We start from the raw sequence: 24,740 nt of genomic DNA, 5'->3' as shown, positions 1-24,740 counted from the left end.
TAGGCTCTTTCCCTCCTCTTCTTCTTTGCTTATCTTTGCCCTAACATTTTATCACTTATAGCGAGGTAACACTGTACAAGATCACCCGATACAATGACCAAGCAAGAGCTAATCAAGGAGCGGCGTAGTCAGGACTGGCGCACAGAGCTACGCAAAGCCCATCCCAATAAAGAGCGTATCGCCTACGAGCGTACGAAGATGTCTGAGCTCCCTATAGCGGAGCGTATCACCTCATTCCATGAAGAAGTAAGCCTCGGCTACACACGCGAAGAAGCGATGGCTGAGGCTCGCCGTTGCTTAGACTGCCCTAATCCCGGCTGTGTCGAGGGTTGCCCTGTCGGCATTCATATCCCGTCCTTCATCAAGCTCATCGAGAAAGGTGAGATGCTTGAGGCCGTTGGTATCATCCGTGAGACCAGCTCACTCCCCGCAGTCTGTGGTCGTGTCTGTCCACAGGAGAAGCAGTGCGAGAGCCAGTGCATCTACACCCTCAGCCTCAAGAAAGAAGCTGTCTCCATCGGCAACCTGGAGCGCTATGTCGCCGACTACGAGCGCATCCATCGAGATCACTCTACCAAGCCCAAGCACTCAGATAAGCCCAAGCTGGGACGTATCGCTGTCGTTGGTAGCGGCCCAGCTGGTCTATCTTTCGCTACCGACATGGCTAAGTGGGGCTATGATGTGACCGTCTACGAGGCCGAGAGCCAGCTCGGGGGCGTCCTGCGCTACGGGATCCCAGAGTTCTGTCTGCCCAATAGTATCATCGAGGATGAGCTGGACAAGATGCGCGATCTCGGTGTCACCTTCCAAACGAATACGATCGTAGGGAAGACTATTACCTATGAGGATCTCAAGGCCCATGGAATGGATGGCATTTTCATCGCAACTGGTGTCGGTGTCGCTAACTACATGGGTATCCCAGGGGAAGATCTCAAGGGGGTCTATACCGCCAGCGAGTATCTGGCTAAGTACAATCTCATGTCCCCCGAGGAGCTTGCCGAAGCACTCCCCTCCCTACGTGGGAAGCGTGTGGCTGTCATCGGCGGTGGGAATACCGCTATTGATGCCGTACGTACTGCCATTCGTCTCGATGCCAAGCAGGCTACCATCGTCTATCGTCGTAGCGAAGAAGAGATGCCCGCCCGTGCAGAAGAGATCAAGCATGCACGTGAGGAAGGTACAGAGTTCTTCAACCTACACAATCCCGTGGAGTATCTTGGGGATGAGTCAGGCCACGTCACTGCGATGCGCCTGGAGCGTATGGAGCTGGGAGCACCGGACGAGAGTGGCCGACGTCGTCCGGTCGCCACTGGGGAGATCATCACAGTCCCCGTCGATGAGGTCATCATCTGTATCGGCTACTCCGCAAGTACCTTGGTCACTAAGTCAATGCCTGAGCTGGAGGTCAACAAGTGGGGCAATATCGTCGTGGACGAGGGTAAGAAGACCTCGATGCCCGACGTCTATGCAGGTGGTGATATCGTCCGCGGTGCCGCCACGGTCATCCTCGCTATGGGAGACGGTCGCCGAGCAGCTACGGCAATGCACCAGAAGCTCTCTGGTCGTATCGAGGAGGGAGCGCTTATATAGACGCCTTTCCACGGTTCATCGTACTGATTATTTATCTAACTTTGCAGCGGCTCGGCGGGAAGTCGCTGAGTGCATTCGGGATGTAGCACAGTTGGTAGCGCGCCACGTTCGGGACGTGGAGGTCGGAAGTTCGAGTCTTCTCATCCCGACCAAGAAGATCAAGATAAAGGCAGTGGTCAGTAGTGACTACTGCCTTTATTGTTTCCTCTCTATTGGCTTCCTCAGCCTCTTGACGGTAAGGATTCAAGTGCTTTCGTAGGATGCCCCGTAAAAGCAGTATTGGTCGCGAGGTGAATCTATATTGGTCAGCGTCGTGACCAATATAGGTCGTCATGGCGACCACTATAGGTTCACCCAACGACCAATATAGGTTCACACCACTCCCCTATACATATACATATAGAGATCATCACCTCAATAGAGAGGCTGGCTAAGGGAGTTGTCTTATCTTTGTAGCGTCAATTCTCACGACAGCTAACACTCATCATATACAGACTATGTTTTCAGGTATCGTAGAAGCTTGCGGCGAGGTCGTCGCTCTCCGACGCGAAGGCGAAAACCTTCATCTCACACTCTCCTGCCCTTTCGCCAGCGAACTTAAGATCGACCAAAGCGTCGCTCACAACGGGGTATGCCTCACAGTCGTGGCTCATGACGAGCACACCTACACCGTGACCGCCATCCAAGAGACACTGGACCGCTCTAACCTCGGTAAGCTCTCTGTCGGAGACCTTGTGAACCTGGAGCGAAGCATGCTCCTCGGAGGTCGCCTTGATGGACACATCGTCCAGGGCCACGTCGATATGACCGCCATCTGCACCTCAGTCGAAGAAGCTGATGGCAGCTGGCTCTATCGCTTCGAGCACCAGACGGATGCAGAGCTTGCTCGCAAGGGCTATATCACAGTCGAGAAGGGCTCAATAACGGTCAATGGCGTGAGCCTCACCGTGTGCAACTCGGAGAAGACCTCCTTCGGCGTCGCTATCATCCCCTACACACACGAGCACACGAACTTCAAGCACATACAAGTCGGCACGGTGGTTAACTTAGAGTTTGACATCGTCGGGAAGTACCTCTGCAAGATGAACGAATACGCTCTCTAAGTTCTCGATAGCTCCCCCACGCGAGCTACACGCTATCACATAAGCACCCTCATCCTCTATCCTCCTTGGGTAGAAGATGAGGGTGCTTCCTTTTACATCATATCATATTATTTATGAAAGACAGCATATATCCGACCAAAACTCAGCAATCACAGCATCTACCACAAGCCCACATTTAATAAAAGAGCAATCAATTCGGTACCTACGTTTAATAAATTCCGTCACACCGCTGGGATTATCCATAATAATCGATACATTTGCCTATGGATTAGCATAACCAACGCATAACACTTGCTAACAATGAGAGACAACAAAAGAGTCTATACCTTCGGGAACGGCCTCGCCGAAGGTGCTGCAGACATGAGAAACCTCCTCGGAGGCAAAGGCGCCAACCTCGCCGAAATGAATCGTATCGGGGTACCAGTACCTCCTGGCTTCACGATCACGACCGAGACCTGTAATGAGTATTTCGCCCGTGGAAAGGACACACTTATCTCCCTTCTCTCAGACGAAGTGATGCGCGCAGTGCATCATATCGAAGGCCTCATGGGAGCTACCTTTGGCGATCCCACCAACCCACTCCTTGTATCTGTCCGCTCTGGTGCTCGCGCCTCCATGCCAGGTATGATGGACACCATCCTCAACCTCGGGCTCAATGACACCGTCGTCGAAGGCCTTGCAAAGAAGACAGGCAATCCCCGCTTCGCCTACGATAGCTACCGCCGCTTCGTACAGATGTATGGTGATGTCGTCCTCGGCATGAAGCCCGAGACGAAGGAAGATATCGCCCCCTTCGAAGAAATCATCGACCGAGTCAAAGCACAGCGTGGCGTCCGCCTGGATAATGAGCTGAACGTCGACGAACTCAAGAGCCTGGTCGTACTCTTCAAGCAAGAGATCAAGCGCCGCACAGGCAAGGACTTCCCCACTGATCCTATGGAGCAGCTCTGGGGTGCTATCTGCGCCGTCTTCGATAGCTGGATGAACGAGCGTGCTATCCTCTATCGTAAGATGGAAGGTATCCCTGCTGAATGGGGGACAGCTGTCAACGTCCAGGCTATGGTATTCGGGAACATGGGCGACACCTCTGCTACGGGGGTTTGCTTTAGCCGAAATGCTGGTACGGGTGAAAATGTCTTCAACGGCGAATACCTCGTCAACGCTCAAGGCGAAGACGTGGTAGCCGGTATCCGTACTCCTCAGCAGATCACGAAGGCTGGCTCTCTCGACTGGGCACACCAGCAGGGCATCAGCGAAGAGGTGCGTGCCAGCCTCTACCCATCGATGGAAGAAGCTATGCCCGAGATCTATGCCGAGCTCGATATGCTTCAGCAGCGCCTCGAAGCCCACTACAAGGACATGCAGGACATGGAGTTCACGGTACAGGACGGCAAGCTGTGGTTCCTGCAGACTCGTAATGGGAAGCGCACCGGTACTGCGATGGTCAAGATCGCTATGGACCTCCTTCGCGACGGAGTCATTGATGAGAAGACCGCCCTCCTGCGCTGTGAGCCTCACAAGCTCGATGAGCTCCTCCACCCCGTATTTGATCCCGTCGCCAAGAGCCAAGCTAAGGTCCTCACGCACGGGCTTCCCGCTTCGCCTGGTGCAGCTTCGGGTCAGATCGTATTCTTCGCTGATGATGCTACTCGCTGGCATGACGATGGTCGCCGTGTGATCATGGTTCGCATCGAGACTTCCCCCGAAGACCTCGCAGGGATGTCAGCTGCTGAAGGTATTCTCACCGCACGTGGCGGGATGACTTCGCATGCTGCCGTCGTAGCCCGTGGTATGGGTAAGTGCTGCGTATCTGGTGCAGGCGCCATCAACATTGACTACAAGCACCGCACAGTAGAGATCGACGGCGTGGTACTCAAGGAAGGCGACTACCTCTCGCTCAATGGTAGCACTGGCGAAGTCTATCAGGGTCTGGTCAAGACACAGCCTGCAGAGCTCACAGGTGACTTTGCAGAGCTGATGACCCTCTGTGAAAAGTACACGAAGCTCGTCGTCCGCACGAACGCAGATACTCCACACGATGCCGCTATTGCCCGTAGCTTCGGCGCCGTGGGTATTGGTCTTTGCCGCACAGAGCATATGTTCTTCGAGAATGAGAAGATCAAGGCCATGCGCGAAATGATTCTGGCTGACACGAAGGAAGGCCGTGAAAAGGCCTTGGCTAAGCTCCTCCCCTACCAGAAGCAAGACTTCTACGGCATCCTCAAGTCAATGGACGGCTGCCCTGTGAATGTGCGTCTCCTCGACCCACCACTTCATGAGTTTGTCCCCCACGATTTGGCTGGTCAGCAGATTATGGCCGATGAGATGGGTATCTCGGTACAAGAGATCCAGCGCCGCGTCAATTCGCTGAGCGAACACAACCCTATGCTCGGCCATCGTGGCTGTCGTCTCGGCAACACCTACCCTGAGATCACGGTGATGCAGACTCGTGCCATCCTCTCGGCCGCTATTCAGCTCAAGAAGGAAGGCTATGACCCACAGCCCGAGATTATGATCCCTCTGATCGGGATCGTCAATGAATTCGATGAGCAGGAGAAGGTCATCCGCGATACGGCTCTTCAGCTCTTCGCTGAAGAAGGAGTTGAACTCCACTTCCGCGTCGGTACGATGATCGAGATCCCTCGTGCAGCGCTGACGGCAGACCAGATCGCTCGCCACGCCGAGTACTTCAGCTTCGGGACGAATGACCTCACGCAGATGACCTTCGGCTATAGCCGCGACGACATCGCCAGCTTCCTGCCCGTCTACCTCGATAAGAAGATCCTGAGCGTAGACCCCTTCCAGGAACTCGACCAAGAAGGTGTGGGCCAGCTCATCCGTATGGCTGTCGAACGCGGACGCAGCACACGCCCCGACCTGCCCTGCGGTATCTGCGGCGAACATGGTGGCGATCCTCACTCGGTGAAGTTCTGTCATCACATCGGTCTCAGCTACGTCAGCTGCTCGCCCTTCCGTGTCCCCATCGCCCGTCTCTCCGCGGCCCAAGCCGCTATCGAATAGGCTTCTGCCGCGCATTCACTGCACTTTACACCAAGGGCTCTCCCTCCTCCGAAAGGAAAGGGAGAGCCCTTTCTGCGTCTTCGCCCCCTCTCTTGATCTGCGCTCAGAGGAAGTCCCCGAGAAAAAGGAATATACCATCCTGCAGAAGGGTATATACCCTTGAGGCAAATAGTATATACCCTTCGAGCTAATGGTATATACCCTTCGAGCTAATGGTATATACCCTACGACAGAAAAGTATATTCCTCAAGACAGAAAGGTATATTCCTCACGGTAGCATCTTCCTCTACTTCGCCAGCAATTCTACCCAGCAAGACTCCCGCATCGGAATAAGTAGGTAGCTAAAGCAACAGAATTCTCCCCTCTATTAGGTATATATAGGCCGTTTTTGTACCTTTGTATTACAGACAAACAACCTCTCCACCTTCGGAGAGAGAGCACTATTTCTCGTCCACATCGCAGGCTATAGCCTGAGCACCTTCGAGAGAAGGCTAACGGGACACGAAGCTGCGAAGCAGACGAGCTCTTAAACGGTCGAAGCCTAACATCAAGTGGACGATGGTCCCTTGCGGTTAGGCTTCTTTTATTTCTTCCCTCGGACACTCCACGACTTCCTCCCCGACCCGAAGCAGGGAAAGCTTGGGAGGAAAGGAACGAAGTCACTACCTTTGCAGCGGATTTAAAGTAAGACTACTCCCTTCAATGAAGAAACTAACCCTACTCATCGCTGTCGCCGCCTTAGGCATCTTGGTCTACAAGCAGATGACCAAGGAAGCGGCGCCCGCAGAGCAGGCTTCAGCCCAAGGCCTCCCAAGCTATTCGCCTCAGGACGCTATCGAGGACGAGATCATCAATGGGGATACGACCCTGCTTGAGCTACCAAGATTGGCTGGGGGCAACAATAACTACTTCGTCACACACCGAGCTTCGGGGAAGGTAAACTACTCGCTCGAGTACGACATCACAAAGCTCCATTCGCGCTGGGTTGCATTCTCTTTCGACGCTGCGACGGCAGAGGACAACGTGCGCCGTAGTGACGCGTGGAGCTGGGATCCTAAGATCCCTGCGGCGTATGACACATCCAACTTCTTCCGCCGAAGTGGCTACAGCCGCGGACATCTGGTAGCCTCGGAAGACCGCACCTTCTCACAGGCTGCCAATGAGCAGACCTTCTACTACACGAATATGAGCCCGCAGCTCCAGACTCATAATGCCGGCATCTGGCACCGCCTGGAGAATCGCATCCAAGAATGGGCACGCGACCGCGCCTTCTGCGATCAGCTCTACGTCGCCAAGGGTGGGACGATCCGCGATGATCAGGTCGAGGCCGAGCGCATCAAGGGTAAGATGGTCGTCCCCCGCTACTACTGGATGGCGCTTCTGATGAAGAAGGGCAAGACGTACGAAGGCATTGCCTTCCTCACCGAACACAGAAACTACGGCAAGGGTGAGCACATCGATGGGCTGACGCTCTCGATTCGCGAGCTGGAGCAGTTCACTGGACTGGACTTCTTCTATCACCTGCCGGATGACATTGAGCAAGCTGTGGAGACGACGGACCCACATTCCGCAGCTTCGAGACGCTTGTGGTGGAAGCAATAAGCTCCACCCTCTTTGAATTGGTACGAGAAAGCCCCGACCTCCATTAGGAAGCCGGGGCTTGATCTTTGATGTGAGGGCGGGTGAACTAATCGCGGCCCGTGTGGCCAAAACCGCCAGTGCCGCGATCGGTGTTCTCATTAAGCTCCGTGACCAACTCCCACTCCACGACCTCATGACGGGCAACGACCATCTGAGCGATGCGCTCGCCGTCGTTGAACGTAAAGGGCTCCTTGGAGAGATTGATCATAAGGATCTTCAGCTCACCACGATAATCCGAATCGATAGTCCCAGGGCTATTGGGCAGGGTAATACCATGCTTCAGTGCAAGTCCACTACGAGGTCGGATCTGTGCTTCGTAGCCTTCGGGGATCTCAAGGAAGAGGCCCGTGGGAATAAGGCAGCGCTCGAGAGGCTCCAGTACAATCGGCTCCGAGAGATTAGCACGGATGTCCATGCCAGCAGCACCAGATGTGGCGTAGTGAGGAGCAGGATGGTGAGACTTATTGATCAGCTTGACACGCATAGGAGAGATATAAATGATGGGGATGAGAGATGAAGGCGAAGGGAACGAGCTTATTCGGGGTCCTTCCAGTCGCCACCTTCCTTGATGAGGTCGATGAGATGCTCGACGGCTTGAGCTTGAGGTACGCCCTTCTTAATACATTCTTGTCCCTTGTAGAGATCGATCTTGCCAGGCGCAGCACCTACGTAGCCATAGTCCGCATCAGCCATTTCGCCAGGACCATTGACGATACAGCCCATGATGCCGACCTTGAGCCCCTTGAGGTGTGAGGTAGCGGCCTTGATCTCGGCGATAGTATTCTGCAGATTGTAGAGTGTGCGGCCACAGCCAGGACAGCTGATGAACTCCGTCTTGCTCATCCGAAGTCGAGCTGCCTGCAGGATACCCAGCTCGGTCTTGATGATCTCTTCGGCAGGGAGATGGGGGGCTTCAAGGCAAAGACCATTACCCCAGCCATCGAGGAAGATGCTACCACAGTCGGCAGCTGCATAGAGGCGGAAGAGCTCCAGATCGGTGGTCTCGTAGCGACGACGAAGTAGAATGGGGCAATTGACACCTGCACGGCGAAGCTGTGTGAAGCCCCAGCGCCAGTCAGCGACGGGATTATCGCCACGGCTCTCAAGAAGAAGCAGTGTCTGAGGCGCGGCAGCAAGCTCAGCAAGACACTCAGCCGTAAGTTCGTCCGTAGCAATGCTCTTCACGGAGATTCCTACGATAGGCGTACCGCCTGCGAGCTGAAGCTGTCCTTCGGGCGAGAGAATGGCATCGGGACGCTGAGTGAATGAGGAGAGATCTAAAGGCTTCTCCATCGGATAGAGCACTAAGGGCAGGTTGCTCCCACCTGCGAGGGCTCCGAGAGAAGTGGTATTCTTGCGAGCATCTTGAGTTAGCTCACGATACTCCTTCCATGAGGGAAGGAGCGATCCGTCCACCGAAAGCGCGACATGCTCACGAGGTGCTATGTAGTCCACAAGAGCACGCGCCACGGGGATCTCACACTCGGGCTCTTCGCTGAGGGAGACGCGGATCGTATCACCGATACCATCAGCCAGGAGCGAACCGATACCGACAGCACTTTTGATACGACCGTCTTCGCCTTCACCAGCCTCCGTCACACCGAGATGCAGAGGATAGGCAGGGTAGCCTAATTCATCGAGACGAGCGACAAGCAGGCGAACTGCCGCAGTCATCACGACGGTATTGGAGGACTTCATCGAGATGACGATATCATGGAAGTCATGCTCACGACAGACATCCAGATATTCCAAGCAACTCTGTACCATCCCCTCGGGCGTATCGCCATAGAGCATCACCATACGCTCCGAGAGCGAGCCGTGATTGACACCGATACGTATCGCACGCTTCAGCGTCTTGGCGCGCTCAACAAAAGCGCCGAATCGCTCGCGTACCTTCTCATGCATGGCACGATAGACCTCATCATTCCACTCGGTCGTACCCTTACTATCGACGTAGTTACCAGGATTGACACGTACCTTCTCTACATACTCCAGTGCCGTGTCAGCTGCCGTTGGGTTGAAGTGAATATCAGCTACCAAGGGAGTCGTGATACCACGAGCACGGAGCTCTTTATGGATCACACCGAGGTTAGTAGCCACACGCTTGTCCTGTGCAGTATAGCGCAGATACTCCGCACCAGCGGAGATGATGCGCTCTGCTTGAGCGACAGCAGCCTCCGTATCCAGAGTCGAAGCTGTCGCCATTGACTGGACGCGCACAGGATAGTCATCGCCAAGAGGCGTATCACCAATATGAACCAACGCTGCACGGCGTCTGTGATAGAGACAAGGCTCAGCGGATGTAGTATGAGAGGGATGATTCTCTGCCATGAATAAGTCTTACAATAATGCAAAAGTAAACCCAGGAAGTGCTTCCACCTCCTGGGTTTACAACATGTGTATGCGGGGGTTAGTTCGTCTTGTGCTCGAACTTGACCTCTGCAAGCTCTCGATTAGCCTTGACGACCTTCTCCTTGAGCGACTCCTTGTAGGCTTCGAGTCTACGATAGAGATCTTCATCAGAGGTAGCCATCATCTGTACGGCCAGGAGTGCAGCATTCTCTGCTGCATTAATTCCCACGGTCGCTACGGGGATACCTGGAGGCATCTGCACCATAGAGTAGAGAGCATCGACGCCCTCCAGGGAAGCCTTGATAGGCACACCGATCACTGGAATGGAAGTCATCGAAGCGATGACACCACAGAGATGGGCAGCCATACCAGCAGCACCGATGATTACCTTGACGCCACGCTCCTTAGCCGTAGTGGCGAACTCCTCTACCTCACGAGGCGTGCGATGAGCAGAGAGTGCGAGCATCTCAAAGGGAATGCCGAGGGCATCGAGACGAGCGGCAGCTTTCTCCATGATGGGCAGATCGGAGGTACTGCCCATGATGATGCTGACCAGTGGAGATGCTTGCATCTTTATCCTGCGATGAGAGCCTTATAGTCGTCAGCGCTGAGCAGACCTTCTACGTCGTCAGCGTTAGCGGGCTTAATCTTGACGAGCCACCCCTTACCATAGGGATCGCTGTTGACCAGCTCAGGGCTGTCTTCGAGCTCGCTGTTGACTTCGAGGATTTCCCCTTCGATAGGGAGGAGGAGGTCAGATACCGTCTTTACAGCTTCGATAGAGCCGAAGACTTCTTCTGCGCTGAGGCTTTCACCTTCGGTCGTGACGTCTACATAGACGATTTCGCCGAGCTCACCCTGAGCGTAGTCCGTGATACCTACGTAGACAACATCACCTTCGAGGCGTGCCCACTCGTGGTCCTTGGTGTACCGCAGTTCCTGTGGAATGTTCATGTTCTTTCTTGGGGGTTATAAAGTTAGTTGATACGAAATAGCTTATTTGCTTTATGGAGCAAAGATAATCAACATATCGGAGCTTACGAAACGTGCCGAAAAGTTTTCACTCACTCCTTTTTTACTAGCTCCAAACTATAGTCTGTAGGTGGCTCCGAGGGAGGCATAGTTCACCGCTCCGCTGGCGAAAAAAGTCCTACCGCAAGAGAGGTCTATGAGGAAGTCCTTCGTCACAGCATAGCTTAGCCCCAAGTCACATCCATGCTCTGCAGGGCCAAAGACTCCATAGTACTCCACGAAGGAGCTTAGTCGATCTGTGAAGTTATAGCCTAACTCTGCGGTCAGAGAGAGGCGACGCATCCCCTCAGCTGAGCCGATGTTACAGGTGAGGGAAAGACCTGATATCAGTTCTCTCTCAAGAGCAAGTGTAAGATATCCCGTCACCCTACGTGCCTCCTCTTGAGGTGCGTAGTTCAGATAGCCGACAAGCGTCATGGCTGGGACCCAGCCATCACCAGAGAAGAGAGCAAGCTTGGAGCTGAGCGTGAGATCTGAGACCTGTACTGCCCCGCGATGAGGCCGCTGCAATAGACCTTCTAAGCGGAGCTCAAGATCAGGCACAAGGCCATAGCGAAGCATTAGTCCCATGTTATGATACCCTGAGGAAGTCCCTACTCCCCACTCGATCTGTAGGCGTCGTGGGCTTAGTACACTTGTTCCTTCACTATGGTCAGGACGGTCGGGTTGCACTTCATTATCCGTCTGTGCAGAGAGTGATCCAGCCAGTAGTGAGCAAGTCAATAAAGAGAGACTCCAGCGGCGGAGTGATGTATAGAGGTAGCGCATATCATGTAAATAGTAATGTATGAGCACAAAGGTACAACTGCTATAATGAAGAAGGCTGTGCCTCCAGCATCCAACCAACATGTGATCTGAATACCGAAGGCACAGCCTCAGTTATCTTATAATATACCTTGGTCTACTACAGGAGCTGCTGACTACGGCGGATGAAGGCAGCAAGTGCCTCACCTGAGAGTAGGCCATTACCAAGGAGCGCAAGGTCAACGAGCTGTCCCACGAGAAGCTCTTCTGAACCGAACTTCTTGATCTCCTCAGAAATCTTCCCTTCGAGTTCGGCTTGCTTACTCGTCAGAGCATCAAGCTCCTCACGTTCGGCCACACTCACCTCTTCGGGCTTCTTAGCTGACTGCACCGTGCGAGCAGCTTCGACAAGCTCACTTTGCTCCTGAAGCTCAGCGCGCAGAGTCGAGAGCTTAGGCTCAACAACTTCCTTCTCCGAAGCAAGGAGACGCTGGATCAATGGATGCTCAGTATTGAGTACCACGTTGTAGCCTTCGGGAAGCTCACCATAGAAGTTCATACCAGGCTGCAGACGAGCCATCTCCTGCATACGGCGCATGAACTCCCCTTGCGTGATCAGCACGGCATCAGCATCAGCACCAAGTGCTTCGAGGCTCACGCTATAGTTGCGCTTCTCCTCACGAGGTAGGCGCCCTTCAAAGAGGGCCTTCAAGGCCTTCTGCTCTACATCGGAGAGACTGACAGCACGCTGCTCATCCTTAGCGATAAGCTTATCGATAGAGTCAGAGTCTACTCGTACGAAGCGTGTCTTCTCGAGCTTCTGCTCCAGCTGAGATACCGCATGGACATCCAGAGGACCATCTAAGAGGAGGACAGAGTAGCCCTTAGCCTTAGCACGCTCGATAGCTGTATATTGACTGTTGCGGTCATTCGTATAGAGCCATACGAGCTGGCCTTCCTTATCAGTTTGCTCCCCTTCGGTAAGGGTGCGGTATTCGTCAAGGGTGAAGTGCTTCCCGTCGATATCAGTGACGAGGTCAAACTTCACGGCTCTATCGTAGAACTTCTCATCGGAGAGCATCCCATACTGCACGAAGACCTTCAGACTCTCCCACTTCTCCTCGAAGAGGCTACGCTCATTACGGAAGAGTTCATCAAGTCGGTCAGCGACTTTCTTGGAGATATGATTGGAGATCTTCTTGACCTGAGCGTCACTCTGCAGATAAGAGCGCGAGACGTTCAGCGGGATATCTGGAGAGTCGATGACCCCATGCAGCAGAGTCAAGTACTCAGGGACGATCCCTTCTACGTCTTCTGTGACGAAGACTTGGTTAGCATAGAGCTGGATCTTATTGCGCTGCAGCTCCATCTGATTCTTCACCTTGGGGAAGTAGAGGATCCCCGTAAGATTGAAGGGATAGTCTACATTGAGGTGGATCCAGAAAAGAGGCTCCTCAAAGGTCTGAGGATAGAGCTGGTGGTAGAAGGCAATGTAGTCCTCATCCTTTAGCTCCGAGGGCTTCTTGGTCCAAGCGGGGTGTACATCATTGATCTGGTTATCCTCGTCGGTATCGACATAGGCACCATCCTTCCACTCCTGCTTCTTCCCAAAGACGATGGGCACAGGGAGGAATTTGCAGTACTTATTGAGGAGCGTTGAGAGGCGATCCTTGCTGAGGAATTCTTCACTCTCGCTGTCAATATGCAGGATGATATCCGTTCCTCGCTCCGTACGACTCCCCTTCTCCAGGATGTATTCTGGGTTACCTTCGCAGCTCCAGTGGATAGGCTCTGCACCCTCACGATAAGAGAGCGACTGTATCTCGACACGCGAAGACACCATGAAGGACGAGTAGAAGCCCAAACCAAAGTGACCAATGATAGCCACCTTGTCGTCCTTATACTTATCAAGGAACTCCTCTGCTCCAGAGAAGGCTATCTGATTGATGTACTTCTCGACCTCCTCAGCAGTCATACCGATACCACGGTCACTGACAGTGATCGTCTTAGCATCAGCATCGAAGCTAATGGAGACCTTCAAGTCACCCAGCTCACCCTTGAACTCGCCTGCCGAGGCCAGTGCACGCAGCTTCTGCGAAGCATCTACGGCATTGGATACCAGCTCACGAAGGAAAATATCATGTTCACTGTAGAGAAACTTCTTGATGACGGGGAAGATGTTCTCACTCGTCACCCCAATCTTACCTTGCTTACTCATAGAGTCTATAGTTTATCTTGTATGATGGATATACGTGTTAGTGCCTTCCCTTATTCAAAGAGGATGCCACACCTCTACTCTACGCCAATATGGCAGGCTCTCCCTCACAAACGAATTGATATGCAAATCATGTGTAGGGGGCATTCTGTGATATGCGCATAGCATGATCCAATATGAGATCATTGCACGGCACCTCACGAGACCATTGCGAAAGTCCATCTCTTCACAGCTTGCGCAATGATTTCATATATAAGAAGTATATGGGTGCGTGGGTAGAGCTATATAGGATGGCGAAGAAAGCTATATAGCTTTGTACTAATTCCTATATAGCTTTGTGCTGATTACTATATAGCTTTGTGAAGTAACCTCTATTAGGTTGTTGCTCCGCATAGGGATAAAAGCTGTGGACGAGTGGCAGATAAGTTTGGACTACGTACGTGGCTCTAATATCTACGTACGTGGATATTTGGATTTACATGCCTGGTCTTTAAGACTACGTGCATAGATAGAAGAATACCACTACATGAAGGCGCTTTTTTCTTCACGAGAATAGCACTTTTTCCTCCGCTGGATAAGAGGAATACGCGCGATAAGGCGAAGGGCTTGTGTATCACTTCGGAGAGGTATATCGTGGGACTGAGCGTACGATGCCTTAGCACAATAAATAGAGGACAGGACTCCGCACAACAGTCTCCAACATTGCTTTATACCCACCACCAATGTTGCACAAACTCCATTTCCATACAATCCAATCTACCACCCACTTACCACTACGCACCTAAAACTTAGATAAGCCCCCCCCAATCTGCTTGGGAAGGTGCTCATTCTTAGAAGCAAATCAGGGTAGACTCTATAGACAATTTAGAGCGTTATGATAGGAGTCTGGTGAGTGAAACAGGCCGAGGTACAAGATTTTGTATCTTTGGGATAGCGTGTGTACTAAGCACTCGTCACCAGCTCCCTGCTCCGCAGTGGAGCCCGATTATAATTTTAATGGAGACAATCAAGCAGATATTCCGTATCGGGAGTGGCCCCAGCAGTAGCCACACCATGGGGCCGCGACGTGCCGCCGAGCAGTTCAGAGATCGTTGTCCTCAAGCCAAGCGCTATGACGTCACGCTCTATGGGAGCCTGGCGGCTACAGGTAAGGGGCACATGACTGATGCTGCTATCCTCGAGACACTGACGCCTGTAGCCCCCACGGAGATTCTGTGGAAACCTGATATCATACTCCCCTTCCACCCTAATGGGATGAAGTTCGAGGGCTTTGATGATGCGGGCAAGCTCCTCGACACCTATACAGTCTTCAGCATCGGTGGTGGGACGCTCGCCAATGAAGACTTCAACGAGCAGCGCTCTGCGACCATCTATCCTGATAGCCGTATCGTAGATATCATGCACCGCCTGCATGAGGAAGATACGACCTACTGGGAGTATGTAGAGCACTATGAGGGCCCTGAGATCTGGGACTATCTGGCTAAGATTTGGGACGTCATGCAGCAAGCCATCCATTCGGGACTAAATGCAGAAGGAGTCCTCCCTGGTGGCTTGGGGCTCCGCCGTAAGGCTGCTCTCTACAAGGTCAAGGCTGAGGGCTACGGCTCTGCCAGTATCAAGAATAGAGGCCTCGTCTATGCCTATGCGCTCGCTGTCAGCGAGCATAATGCTTCGGGCGGACGTGTCGTCACGGCGCCGACTTGTGGGAGCTGTGGAGTAGTCCCCGCGGTACTCTATCACCTCAAGATGAGCCGCAACTTCCCCGAACAAAGTATCCTGCGTGCCTTAGCTACCGCAGGCCTCTTCGCAAATGTAGTACGTACCAATGCCTCCATCTCGGGCGCAGAAGTCGGCTGCCAGGGTGAGATCGGCGTAGCCTGTGCTATGGGAGCCGCTGCCGCCAGCCAGCTCTTCGGTGGCTCCAACCTCCAGATCGAGTACTCTGCAGAGATGGCGCTGGAGCATCACTTAGGCCTCACCTGTGACCCGGTCTGTGGACTCGTCCAGATCCCCTGCATTGAGCGTAATGCCTTCGCTGCTGCTCGTGCCTTAGATGCCAACACCTATGGGACCTTCAGCGATGGGCGTCATCGCGTCAGCTTCGACCAGGTCGTCGAGGTGATGCGCAAGACGGGGCATGACCTTCCCAGCCTCTACAGAGAGACTTCTGCAGGCGGTCTCGCTACCGAGTATTCTGCCAAGAAGCCTCCTCGCCCTTGGTAATTCTCCATACCCCCAAAAGCTATGTCGCCTCGCTCTGTCATCCTCAGCCTCTCTACCTCACTTCTCCTCGCTCTCGGCGGAGTGAGTATGGAGCTTCATGCGCAAGCTCCCCGCACAGACTCTGTGAGTCGGGCTGTCAATGACAGCCTTCTGGTGATCCAGTTTGCCGAGGTATATATCTCCGCCAATCGTACTGTCCGTCCCCTCACCATCGAGGAGCGACGGCAGCTCTGGCGGCGCATACGTGATGTCAAGAAGGTCTATCCCTACGCCAAATACGTAGCGGCCACGATCATCGAGACCTACGAATATATGCAGACCCTCCCCGAGAAGGAGCAAGAGCCCCACCTCAAGCGAGTCGAGAAGGAACTCAAGGAAGATATGGAACCTAAGATGAAAGACCTGACCCTCAACCAAGGGAAGCTCCTCATCAAGCTAATCAACCGACAGTGCGGTATGACGGGCTATGAGCTCGTCCAAGCCTTCCTCGGGGGCTTCAAGGCTTGGACTTGGCAGGTCTTTGCCCGTATCACAGGTGCCAGCCTCAAGGCTACTTACCGTCCCCAGACGGATCCCGACGATGCACTCACCGAGCGTATCGTCCGCCTCTACGATCAGCGCATACTCTGACGACAAGCAATTCACCATGAGAATTAAATACGGCCTTTACCTATCCCTCTTCTTAGGCCTCAGCTTCACCACTTCTGCGAAGTCCAAAGGCCCTATCCGCGTAGCCTGCATCGGCAATAGCATCACCTATGGCTATGGACTCGCAGACCGAGAGCACGAGGCCTATCCCGTCCTCCTGCAGCAGAAGCTGGGAGCGAAGTACCAAGTAGAGAACTTCGGGAAGTCTGGAGCTACACTGCTCGCTCGGGGGCATCGCCCCTACTTCCAGCAGGAGGAGTACAAGAAGGCTCTGGCTTTCCGTCCTGACATCGCCGTGATTCATCTCGGGGTCAATGACACGGACCCTCGCAATTGGCCGAACTATCAGGATGAGTTCATTCCCGATTATCACCACCTCATCGATACCTTACGCGCTGTCAATCCTCAGGTACGTATCCTCATCGCTCGCACGACACCTATTGGTGTGGAGCATCCTCGCTTTGAGTCGGGTACGCGAGACTGGCAGCTGCAGATACAGCAGGCCATTGAGCAGGTGGCTAAGAGTGCAGATGTTGAGCTTATAGACTTCCACACCCCACTCTATCCCTACCCCCATTACTTTCCCGATGCAGTGCACCCCGTAGCAGCTGGTATGCACTTCCTCGCAGAGACTGCCTACCAAGCTATCTCGGGTGACTTCGGAGGACTACAGCTCCCAGCCATCTATTCTGATGGGGTGGTCCTGCAGCGCCAGCGTCCACTGACCATCCGAGGGAAAGCCAATGCAGGGGAACTTGTCACACTCTCCTTCCATGGCTGGAGCGGAAAGACGAAGGCTAATCATCTCGGCTCTTGGGCTATCACGCTCCCAGCTCAATCAGCTGGCGGACCCTATAGCCTTGAGGTAAGTACACCACAGAGCAAGCGAAAGATCAAGCTTAATAATGTCTATGTCGGGGAAGTATGGCTATGCTCTGGGCAGTCCAACATGGCTTTCATGCTCAGTCAAAGCACGGATAAAGAGCATCGTCCCATACAGCCTGACAGCATGCTGCGCATCTACAACATACAGCCCGCCCACGAGACGACTGCCACAGCTTGGCCTGTGAGCTTCTTAGACTCCCTGGATCAGCTCCGCTACTACCTCCCTGCTACCTGGGAAGGAGCCCGTCCCTCTAAGACAAACATCTCAGCGATCGCCTATCACTTCGCCCGTGAGCTGAGAGATAGCCTCCAGATACCCGTCGGTATCGTAGTCAATGCCATCGGTGGCTCTCCCACGGAGGCGTGGATTGACCGCGCCACGCTTGAGCAGGAGCTCCCTGCGATCCTGCGCCAATGGAGGAAGAATGACTTCATCATGCCATGGGTACGTGAGCGCGCTGGGCAGAACCTCCAAGCACGAGACACACCTCTTGCTCGCCATCCCTACGCTCCGACCTATCTCTACGATACGGGGATCCGTCCACTCTCCAGCTACACATTCCGAGGGGCTATCTGGTATCAAGGAGAGTCCAACGCCCATAACATCGAGGCACATAAGCAACTCTTCCCGCTTCTTGTCAAGAGTTGGCGTAAGACCTTCGGTGCTACCCTCCCCTTCTATTATGTCCAGCTCTCCTCGATCAACCGCCCTTCATGGGCCGCCTTCCGCGATAGCCAGCGACGCCTTGCTCGACCAAGTCAAGGAATAGATATGGTTGTCTCAATGGACCACGGAGACAAGGCGGATGTCCACCCTACCATTAAGTATCCCATCGGACATCGCTTGGCACTGCTCGCTCTCTCTGGACAATACGGCTACCGGTCCCTCGAAGCACGTAGCCCCGAGCTACTCAGTGTAAGCCAGGAAGCACAAGTACTCGAACTCACGTTTGCAGGCACCTCAGAGCTACGCACATCCGATGCGAAAGAGCTGAGAGGCTTCGAAGTCCTCACCTACGACGGGAAGACTCATCCACTCACGGGCTCTCTGCAGGGTGCAACAGTCACCCTCCAGCTTCCTCCTACACTCCGAGGGAAAGACCTATGGCGTCTACGCTACGCATGGCGTCCTTACACGGATGCTAACCTCACGGGCGCTACGGGCCTCCCCGTAAGCACCTTCTCCATTGATCTCAAGACCGATGCTCATGACGCTCAATAAGCTACGCTCTCTACTTGCCCTCACGGCTACCAGCCTCTTAGCTGGTCTATACTCCTGCTCTTCGTCCAACCCTGAGCTTACGATCAAGCTGGATAAGTTAGCACCCAGCGACACCATCGCTTGGGTAACCTACTTGGGACACGAGGGGCAGCAGACCGACACTCTACTTCACTTCGAGCCGACGATCCAGCTCTCGCCCGACACCTCACGCTTTCACTCGGTCTTCTTCTCACATGACGGTGCTACGCGCGTACATTACTATATACTCCAGGGGAAGACTTGGAAGGAAGTGACGACGATGCAGGTCGACACGACAAAGCTCACGAGCGTCCTTCCCTTTGAAGGGGTTGATCTGCAGGGAAAGTCCCACACAATCTCCGAGCTCTATACGCATCACAGCGTTGAGCTTGTATTTGCTTCACCAGAAGGGTTGCAAAGCCTCACCCGCCGAGAGCAGGAGGGGCTGCAAGCCAAGGCTCGTCCCGACAGCCTCCAGTTCGTCATCCTCTACCCTACGCCGTCTGATAGCGCAGCCCGAGGTCAGTTCCGCCGTGACAGCCTACGTGGTATCGCTTTCTCTGATAGCTTAGGCTTAGTCTCTCGACTGCGAAGGGAGTACGGCGTACAAGGGAACGACCGACCCGTGCGCTTCCAGATCGATACCTTAGGGCGAATCAAGCGGCGCTGACCTCACCGCAACACAAACACCATCCCCCTACCCAACATCTATACCACCATGCTTGTCAAGACCTACGCTGCAGCCCTACAGAGCATCCAAGCTCGTACGGTGACGATAGAGGTAAGCTGTACTCGCGGTTCTTACTTCCAGCTTGTTGGCCTCCCCGACACTGCTATCAAGGAGAGTCAAGACCGCATCATCTCGGCCATCGAGAGTAGCGGATACAAGTTCCCAGGGAAGCGCATTGTCATCAACATGAGTCCAGCTGACCTACGCAAAGAGGGGGCAGCCTATGACCTACCTCTTGCGATAGGACTCTTAGCTGCTGACGGACAGATCCCCTCCGATCTACTCGAGCACTATATGATCATGGGCGAACTCTCCCTCGATGGAGCCGTTCGCCCTATTCATGGTGCCCTACCCATAGCCATCCAAGCCCGAAGCGAAGGCTACCGCGGCTTCATTCTTCCCGAAGCCAATGCTCGGGAAGCCGCCGTCGTCAATAAGCTTGAGGTACATGCTGCCCGCACCCTGCGCGAAGTCATCGGGATGCTGACAGGAGAGGTGCCTCTACCCATCGTCGAGGTCGACACACGTGGAGAATTCTATCGAGGGATAGAGAGCGAGACCTTTGACTTCTCCGAGGTCAAGGGACAAGAAACCGTGAAGCGAGCACTCGAAGTCGCGGCAGCTGGCGGACACAACCTTCTGATGATCGGTGCCCCAGGGAGCGGAAAGTCTATGATGGCAAAGCGACTGCCCAGCATTCTCCCGCCCTTCACGCTCGGTGAAAGCCTTGAGACAACGAAGATCTATTCGGTAGCTGGGAAGCTGGGTAAGGACGTCACCTTGATGACGACACGCCCCTTCCGTGCCCCACACCACTCCATTTCGCCCGTTGCACTGGTCGGTGGTGGGAGCAATCCCCAGCCTGGAGAGATTAGCTTGGCACACAATGGAGTGCTTTTCTTAGACGAGCTTCCTGAGTTCAGCCGCAATGTCTTAGAGGTCATGCGTCAGCCACTGGAGGAGCGTATCGTGACAGTCGCTCGAGCTCGCTATACCGTAGACTACCCCGCCAGCTTCATGCTGGTAGCAGCGATGAATCCGTGCCCTTGCGGCTACTACAACCACCCGACCCACGCCTGCGAATGTACCCCACAGCAGGTACAGCGTTATCTGGGGAAGGTATCAGGCCCCCTGCTTGACCGCATCGACCTGCAGGTAGAGATCGTCCCTGTGGACTTTGAGAAGCTCTCCGATGCCCGTCCCTCAGAGAGTAGTGAGCGCATCCGAGAGCGTGTCTTAGCCGCACGCGAGATACAGACTCGGCGCTTTGCTTCCTACCCCGAGGTACACTGCAATGCGCAGATGACCCCACGGCTTATGCAGCTCTTTGCCCGCCCCGATGCCGAAGGGCTGGAGAAGCTCCGTCTCGCCATGGAGCGATTGGATCTGTCGGCACGTGCCTACGACCGCATCCTCAAGGTAGCTCGTACCATCGCTGACCTTGCTGGCTCCGAAGAGATCCGCAAGGAACACATCGCTGAGGCCATTCACTACCGCAGTCTTGACCGCGCTTCTTGGGGGCAGCGATAGCTCCAGCAGCTCCTCTATCCTCACGAACTTTTATCACCATACTCTAAAGCCATCAGAGTAGTCTCATAGAGAGAGCTACTCCGAAACTCTATGCATATAAGAACGAAGTAGTACTGGTCACTGCGCGGAGCAGTACTGGTCAGGACTTCGACCAGTACTGGTAGGTATAGGTGACCAGTACTGGTTCGCTCGCTGACCAGTACTGGTTGATTTTCCCCTTCATAGGACCACTCCCGACGAGCTTCACTTACCACAATATAGAGGGGTACCCAAGCGTGTGCTCTCTGATGTCGAAACACCTGATAATGTAATGGGAGGAAGAGTAAAATCACTGTGGGAAGCAGCGGAATACTTAGTATTTTGATATCGTAACCTAATCCATAGGCTACCTAATGAATAATTCGTATTTTTGCGGCTGATATTCGCTAAGCACATAACGACTTATACACAAACCAATCAGCTATGTACTGGACATTAGAACTGGCATCTAAGCTCGAAGATGCACCATGGCCCGCAAGCCGTGACGAACTCATCGACTACGCCCAGCGCTCTGGCGCCCCCATCGAAGTCATTGAGAACCTCCAGGAAATGGAGGATGAGGGCGAGCTATACGAATCCATCGAAGATATCTGGCCCGACTACCCAAGTAAGGAAGACTTCTTCTTCGACGAAGAAGAATATTAGTCAGCTTCACTTCGGAGGCTATAAATCCGATGGGCAAGACAACCTTCACCTATGGTCGTAGGCGTAGAGACCTTGGTCTCGTGGGTTGTCTTGCCCTTCTTTTGTTCTCAGCGCAGCCAGTCGTATCCCAGTCACGCCCTTTAGTTCGCCAGTGGGATGAAGCTTTAGGCTACTACAATCCTGCAGCCTTAGCCCCTCTGGGTACAGGACAAATCGCAGGCCTGTGGGGAAGAGAAGACCATCGACACAGCTACTACCTACTCCTTACAGACCTACCTCTGGAGCTCCTCGGTGGGCGCCATGTAGTGGGAGCTCAGCTCCTACACCACCAGCAAGACCTGTGGGAGCATTCGACCTTCTCCCTACGAGGGAGCGCTTGCCTACCCTTATCCGAGGGGAAGCGCCTACAATTAGGAATGGAAGGTACGCTGCACCGTCTTACCTTCGATGGGAAGAAAGCCCTTGAAGAAGGTATCACCAATAGTGAGCTCCCTACGACAAAGAGCGAGGGTAAGGCACTCGGTCTTAGCTTAGGCCTACAGTACTATGGAGAGCGCCTCTCTGCGGGTATTGCTGTGACTGACCTCTTCGGGGTGCACACTCGCATCGGAGAGCGCTATACAGCGCAGCTACCTCCGCGCTACAGTGCCACACTTAGCTACCACATCGGCTCCGCTGTAGCTTGGGCCTTTGTCCCTGCCATCTGGGGCTCTTATAGCCAAGATGAGAAGTGGCGATCGGAGGTACGAGGTACGCTATGGTATCACTCTCGCATAGCCCTCGGTAGCTCCTACCGCCCAGGCGAAGCTCTTGGTCTTCACACCCGCCTTCGCCTCGGAGAGCTATCCCTCGGCTATCAAGTCGAGCGTTCCACCCGATCAAGTAGCTTTTACCACGAGCTACTCCTCGGCTATACACTCCCTCATGGGAGGACTAAGCACACAGAGCCCCGATACAAGAGTATTCGGCTGCTCTGAGAAATGATACAATGCTCATGACCCAATCCTTACTACTTCGACTTACCCAATTTAGTACCGCCTTCATCCTATGCTCCGCACTCTGCTCCTGTGGCTCCTCACACCCCACATCTATGGGAGGAGTAGCTACTGCTCGCTTAGCATCGTGGAATGAGCCAGCTCCACATGGGATGGTGCACATCCCTCGCGGACATATACTTCTTGGAGAAGCTAAGGCTGACAGTCTCTGGGGAACGCCTGCCGTGAGCCGAGGCATATCAGTCGAAGCCTTTTGGATGGATCGTACCGAGGTGACGAATGCGCAGTATCGCCAATTCGTATATTACGTACGAGACTCGATACTACGTGAGCGCTTAGCAGACCCAGCCTATGGTGGTGACGAGAGCTACAAGATCACAGAAGACAAAGACGGAGAGCCCACCACACCTCATCTGGACTGGAGCCGCCCTATTCCCTCGGAGAAGCGAGCTACAGAGGAAGAGCTACGCGCCCTGCAGAGTATCTACTACACCAATCCTGTCACAGGAGAGAAGAAGCTGGATCCTACGCAGCTCTACTACCGCTACGAGCGCTATGACCATCGTGCGGCAGCCCTATGGCGTAATCAGCTACGCCAAGCACAGGGCAATCCACAATGGGAGAAGAAGCGACCCGAGACCGTCCTCATCTCCAAGGACACGGCTTACATAGACTCCTCTGGCAAGATCGTACGCGAGACGCTCACCCGTCCGCTGCGTAGCGAGTACGACTTCCTCAGTACCTATATCATACCCGTCCTCCCCGACGAGACCGTCTGGGTCAATGATTTCCCCCAGTCAACTAATGCCATTTACACCACCAAGTACTTCAACCATCCTGGGTATAATGACTACCCTGTTGTGGGAGTCACTTGGGAGCAAGCGCAGGCCTACTGCGCTTGGCGCACCATCTCCTACAAGAAGGGCCTCAAGCTCCCCGAGGGTCAGATCGTAGAGGAATTCCGCCTCCCGACCGAAGCCGAATGGGAATATGCCGCACGAATGGGTAACTCAAGCATCAGCTACCCCTGGGGCAATGCCGAGGTACGCTCATGTGACGGGTGCTTCGTGGGCAACTTCAAGCCTGGAGACGGTGACTACACGGCTGACAAGCATCTGATCACGGCACGAGTTTCCTCCTACCCACCCAATGACTTCGGACTCTTTGACATGGCTGGTAATGTGGCCGAATGGACCAGCACGACTTGGACTCCTGCCGGCCTCAAGCTCATCAATGATGTGAACCCTGAGCTATCCTATCAAGCAGATTATAAGGATAGTATTGACCGCACCCTCAAGGTCATCAAGGGCGGATCGTGGAAGGATATAGCCCGCTATATACGCGCCAATAATCGCACGAAGGCTCCACAGAATGCAGCACACTCCTACATAGGCTTCCGCTGTGTACGCTCGGCTGTCGAGTTCAGTAAGTAGTTAGCTCCTATCTTGTGTTAAGCCACCCACCTATGTCCAAGCGCCTTAGCCCTATACGCCGTCTCGAGCGCTTCCTCGCCAGCCAGCGAGGGAAGCGTATACTCAACTACTTCTACTCCTGGGGAGCTGCCTTCGTCATCTTAGGCGCGCTCTTCAAGCTCCTTCACATACGCTATGGCGATGAGATCCTCCTTGTGAGCATGCTCACTGAGTTCGCCGTCTTCTTCATCTCGGGCTTTGAACGCCCAGAGATAGGCAGCAAGGAGGCGGAGTCCTCCGACAAAGCATATCCATCTTCAGCTATACTCCATCAGCAGCACCAACCGGTAGTCACGTCCACAGACCTTCCACTGCAAGGGCTGGGAGATACAGATACCTTGACAAGCAATATCACTGAGCTCAATGCCGTCTATACGCGCCAAGTCAAGGAACTCAGAGCTCAGCTGGAGACCATCGAACGGATCAGCACAGACCTACAGCACATGCATGCCATGTATGAGGCTGGTGCTAAGGATAGCTCGACCTTCCGCCAACAGAATGAGCGCCTCATCAGCCAGCTGGAGCAGCTCAATGCAGCCTACGCTCGCATGCTACAGGCCCTGACGGTGAATATGAATCCCCCTAACAGCTCACTCTCCTCAGGGGCTGACGAACCGACTCACACGAAGTAACCC

Annotated in this window: 19 protein-coding genes and 1 tRNA gene; 14 read left to right on the top strand and 6 right to left on the bottom strand. The window is 54.0% G+C overall.

What is annotated here, in order from left to right; translation table 11 throughout:
• Positions 1-93: 93 nt before the first annotated feature.
• The 5 genes from gltA (at position 94) to KO088_RS01840 (ending at position 7,316) form a co-directional block, all read left to right on the top strand.
• Positions 94-1,590, top strand: a complete 1,497-nt coding sequence (gltA, locus tag KO088_RS01860; RefSeq protein ID WP_215493148.1) for an NADPH-dependent glutamate synthase — start codon at positions 94-96, stop codon at positions 1,588-1,590.
• Between the two features lie 76 nt (positions 1,591-1,666).
• Positions 1,667-1,742, top strand: a tRNA-Pro gene (locus KO088_RS01855).
• A 345-nt stretch (positions 1,743-2,087) separates the two neighbouring features.
• The gene (locus tag KO088_RS01850; RefSeq protein ID WP_009433081.1) at positions 2,088-2,693 is read left to right on the top strand and encodes a riboflavin synthase; all 606 of its coding nucleotides are present in this window, start codon (positions 2,088-2,090) and stop codon (positions 2,691-2,693) included.
• Between the two features lie 300 nt (positions 2,694-2,993).
• Positions 2,994-5,714, top strand: a complete 2,721-nt coding sequence (gene ppdK, locus KO088_RS01845) for a pyruvate, phosphate dikinase (protein ID WP_215493147.1) — start codon at positions 2,994-2,996, stop codon at positions 5,712-5,714.
• Positions 5,715-6,416: 702 nt separating this feature from the next.
• A complete protein-coding gene (locus KO088_RS01840) occupies positions 6,417-7,316 on the top strand; it encodes a DNA/RNA non-specific endonuclease (RefSeq protein WP_215493146.1) in 900 nt (299 codons plus the stop codon).
• 85 nt (positions 7,317-7,401) lie between these two features.
• Here KO088_RS01840 and dut read toward each other — a convergent pair whose 3' ends face one another.
• From dut to htpG, 6 genes are all read right to left on the bottom strand, one after another.
• Positions 7,402-7,839: a dUTP diphosphatase gene (gene dut, locus KO088_RS01835; RefSeq protein WP_215493145.1), complete on the bottom strand. Its 438-nt coding sequence runs from the start codon at positions 7,837-7,839 to the stop codon at positions 7,402-7,404.
• Positions 7,840-7,889: 50 nt separating this feature from the next.
• A complete protein-coding gene (ispG, locus tag KO088_RS01830) occupies positions 7,890-9,686 on the bottom strand; it encodes a (E)-4-hydroxy-3-methylbut-2-enyl-diphosphate synthase (RefSeq protein ID WP_215493144.1) in 1,797 nt (598 codons plus the stop codon).
• A gap of 79 nt (positions 9,687-9,765) precedes the next feature.
• Positions 9,766-10,278, bottom strand: a complete 513-nt coding sequence (purE, locus tag KO088_RS01825) for a 5-(carboxyamino)imidazole ribonucleotide mutase (protein ID WP_215493143.1) — start codon at positions 10,276-10,278, stop codon at positions 9,766-9,768.
• 2 nt (positions 10,279-10,280) lie between these two features.
• Complete coding sequence (gene gcvH, locus KO088_RS01820; protein WP_009433119.1) at positions 10,281-10,661, bottom strand: glycine cleavage system protein GcvH; 381 nt, start codon at positions 10,659-10,661, stop codon at positions 10,281-10,283.
• A gap of 135 nt (positions 10,662-10,796) precedes the next feature.
• On the bottom strand, positions 10,797-11,507 hold the full coding sequence (locus KO088_RS01815; protein WP_215493141.1) for a transporter: 711 nt from the start codon (positions 11,505-11,507) through the stop codon (positions 10,797-10,799).
• A gap of 136 nt (positions 11,508-11,643) precedes the next feature.
• Entirely contained in the window at positions 11,644-13,701 is a 2,058-nt protein-coding gene (gene htpG / locus KO088_RS01810; RefSeq protein ID WP_215493139.1) for a molecular chaperone HtpG, read from the bottom strand.
• Positions 13,702-14,694: 993 nt separating this feature from the next.
• Between htpG and KO088_RS01805 the strand changes: the two genes are divergently transcribed.
• The 9 genes from KO088_RS01805 (at position 14,695) to porL (ending at position 24,737) form a co-directional block, all read left to right on the top strand.
• The gene (locus KO088_RS01805; RefSeq protein ID WP_215493137.1) at positions 14,695-15,921 is read left to right on the top strand and encodes an L-serine ammonia-lyase, iron-sulfur-dependent, subunit alpha; all 1,227 of its coding nucleotides are present in this window, start codon (positions 14,695-14,697) and stop codon (positions 15,919-15,921) included.
• Between the two features lie 21 nt (positions 15,922-15,942).
• Positions 15,943-16,551, top strand: coding sequence for a DUF4294 domain-containing protein (locus tag KO088_RS01800; protein WP_188807395.1), 609 nt, complete (start codon positions 15,943-15,945; stop codon positions 16,549-16,551).
• Positions 16,552-16,567: 16 nt separating this feature from the next.
• On the top strand, positions 16,568-18,676 hold the full coding sequence (locus KO088_RS01795) for a GDSL-type esterase/lipase family protein (RefSeq protein WP_215493136.1): 2,109 nt from the start codon (positions 16,568-16,570) through the stop codon (positions 18,674-18,676).
• Positions 18,663-19,364, top strand: coding sequence for a hypothetical protein (locus KO088_RS01790; protein ID WP_215493134.1), 702 nt, complete (start codon positions 18,663-18,665; stop codon positions 19,362-19,364). The genes KO088_RS01795 and KO088_RS01790 overlap by 14 nt, the downstream gene beginning before the upstream one ends.
• A gap of 48 nt (positions 19,365-19,412) precedes the next feature.
• Positions 19,413-20,954 (top strand): YifB family Mg chelatase-like AAA ATPase, encoded by a 1,542-nt coding sequence (locus KO088_RS01785; protein ID WP_215493132.1) that lies wholly within the window; start codon positions 19,413-19,415, stop codon positions 20,952-20,954.
• Between the two features lie 462 nt (positions 20,955-21,416).
• Positions 21,417-21,638 carry a DUF2795 domain-containing protein gene (locus KO088_RS01780; RefSeq protein WP_005467333.1) on the top strand — a complete coding sequence of 74 codons (222 nt, stop codon included), beginning with the start codon at positions 21,417-21,419 and terminating at the stop codon, positions 21,636-21,638.
• A gap of 29 nt (positions 21,639-21,667) precedes the next feature.
• Positions 21,668-22,615, top strand: a complete 948-nt coding sequence (locus KO088_RS01775) for a type IX secretion system membrane protein PorP/SprF (protein WP_215493130.1) — start codon at positions 21,668-21,670, stop codon at positions 22,613-22,615.
• A 17-nt stretch (positions 22,616-22,632) separates the two neighbouring features.
• Entirely contained in the window at positions 22,633-24,066 is a 1,434-nt protein-coding gene (gene porK / locus KO088_RS01770) for a T9SS ring complex lipoprotein PorK/GldK (protein ID WP_215493127.1), read from the top strand.
• Positions 24,067-24,098: 32 nt separating this feature from the next.
• On the top strand, positions 24,099-24,737 hold the full coding sequence (gene porL / locus KO088_RS01765; protein ID WP_215493126.1) for a type IX secretion system motor protein PorL/GldL: 639 nt from the start codon (positions 24,099-24,101) through the stop codon (positions 24,735-24,737).
• Positions 24,738-24,740 lie beyond the last annotated feature (3 nt).

Source organism: Porphyromonas bobii, assembly GCF_943169685.1.
Lineage (GTDB): Bacteria > Bacteroidota > Bacteroidia > Bacteroidales > Porphyromonadaceae > Porphyromonas > Porphyromonas pasteri.
The sequence above is the reverse complement of the archived record's forward strand: the minus strand, read 5'-3'. Positions and strand labels throughout refer to the sequence as shown.

Coding starts and splice junctions, on each gene's coding strand:
- KO088_RS01785 (WP_215493132.1), top strand. CDS start 19,413: ATGCTTGTCAAGACCTACGCTGCAGCCCTACAGAGCATCCAAGCTCGT.
- KO088_RS01800 (WP_188807395.1), top strand. CDS start 15,943: ATGTCGCCTCGCTCTGTCATCCTCAGCCTCTCTACCTCACTTCTCCTC.
- KO088_RS01795 (WP_215493136.1), top strand. CDS start 16,568: ATGAGAATTAAATACGGCCTTTACCTATCCCTCTTCTTAGGCCTCAGC.
- KO088_RS01805 (WP_215493137.1), top strand. CDS start 14,695: ATGGAGACAATCAAGCAGATATTCCGTATCGGGAGTGGCCCCAGCAGT.
- htpG (WP_215493139.1), bottom strand. CDS start 13,701: ATGAGTAAGCAAGGTAAGATTGGGGTGACGAGTGAGAACATCTTCCCC.
- KO088_RS01775 (WP_215493130.1), top strand. CDS start 21,668: ATGGGCAAGACAACCTTCACCTATGGTCGTAGGCGTAGAGACCTTGGT.
- gcvH (WP_009433119.1), bottom strand. CDS start 10,661: ATGAACATTCCACAGGAACTGCGGTACACCAAGGACCACGAGTGGGCA.
- ppdK (WP_215493147.1), top strand. CDS start 2,994: ATGAGAGACAACAAAAGAGTCTATACCTTCGGGAACGGCCTCGCCGAA.
- KO088_RS01840 (WP_215493146.1), top strand. CDS start 6,417: ATGAAGAAACTAACCCTACTCATCGCTGTCGCCGCCTTAGGCATCTTG.
- porL (WP_215493126.1), top strand. CDS start 24,099: ATGTCCAAGCGCCTTAGCCCTATACGCCGTCTCGAGCGCTTCCTCGCC.
- purE (WP_215493143.1), bottom strand. CDS start 10,278: ATGCAAGCATCTCCACTGGTCAGCATCATCATGGGCAGTACCTCCGAT.
- KO088_RS01815 (WP_215493141.1), bottom strand. CDS start 11,507: ATGCGCTACCTCTATACATCACTCCGCCGCTGGAGTCTCTCTTTATTG.
- KO088_RS01790 (WP_215493134.1), top strand. CDS start 18,663: ATGACGCTCAATAAGCTACGCTCTCTACTTGCCCTCACGGCTACCAGC.
- dut (WP_215493145.1), bottom strand. CDS start 7,839: ATGCGTGTCAAGCTGATCAATAAGTCTCACCATCCTGCTCCTCACTAC.
- ispG (WP_215493144.1), bottom strand. CDS start 9,686: ATGGCAGAGAATCATCCCTCTCATACTACATCCGCTGAGCCTTGTCTC.
- KO088_RS01780 (WP_005467333.1), top strand. CDS start 21,417: ATGTACTGGACATTAGAACTGGCATCTAAGCTCGAAGATGCACCATGG.
- porK (WP_215493127.1), top strand. CDS start 22,633: ATGACCCAATCCTTACTACTTCGACTTACCCAATTTAGTACCGCCTTC.
- gltA (WP_215493148.1), top strand. CDS start 94: ATGACCAAGCAAGAGCTAATCAAGGAGCGGCGTAGTCAGGACTGGCGC.
- KO088_RS01850 (WP_009433081.1), top strand. CDS start 2,088: ATGTTTTCAGGTATCGTAGAAGCTTGCGGCGAGGTCGTCGCTCTCCGA.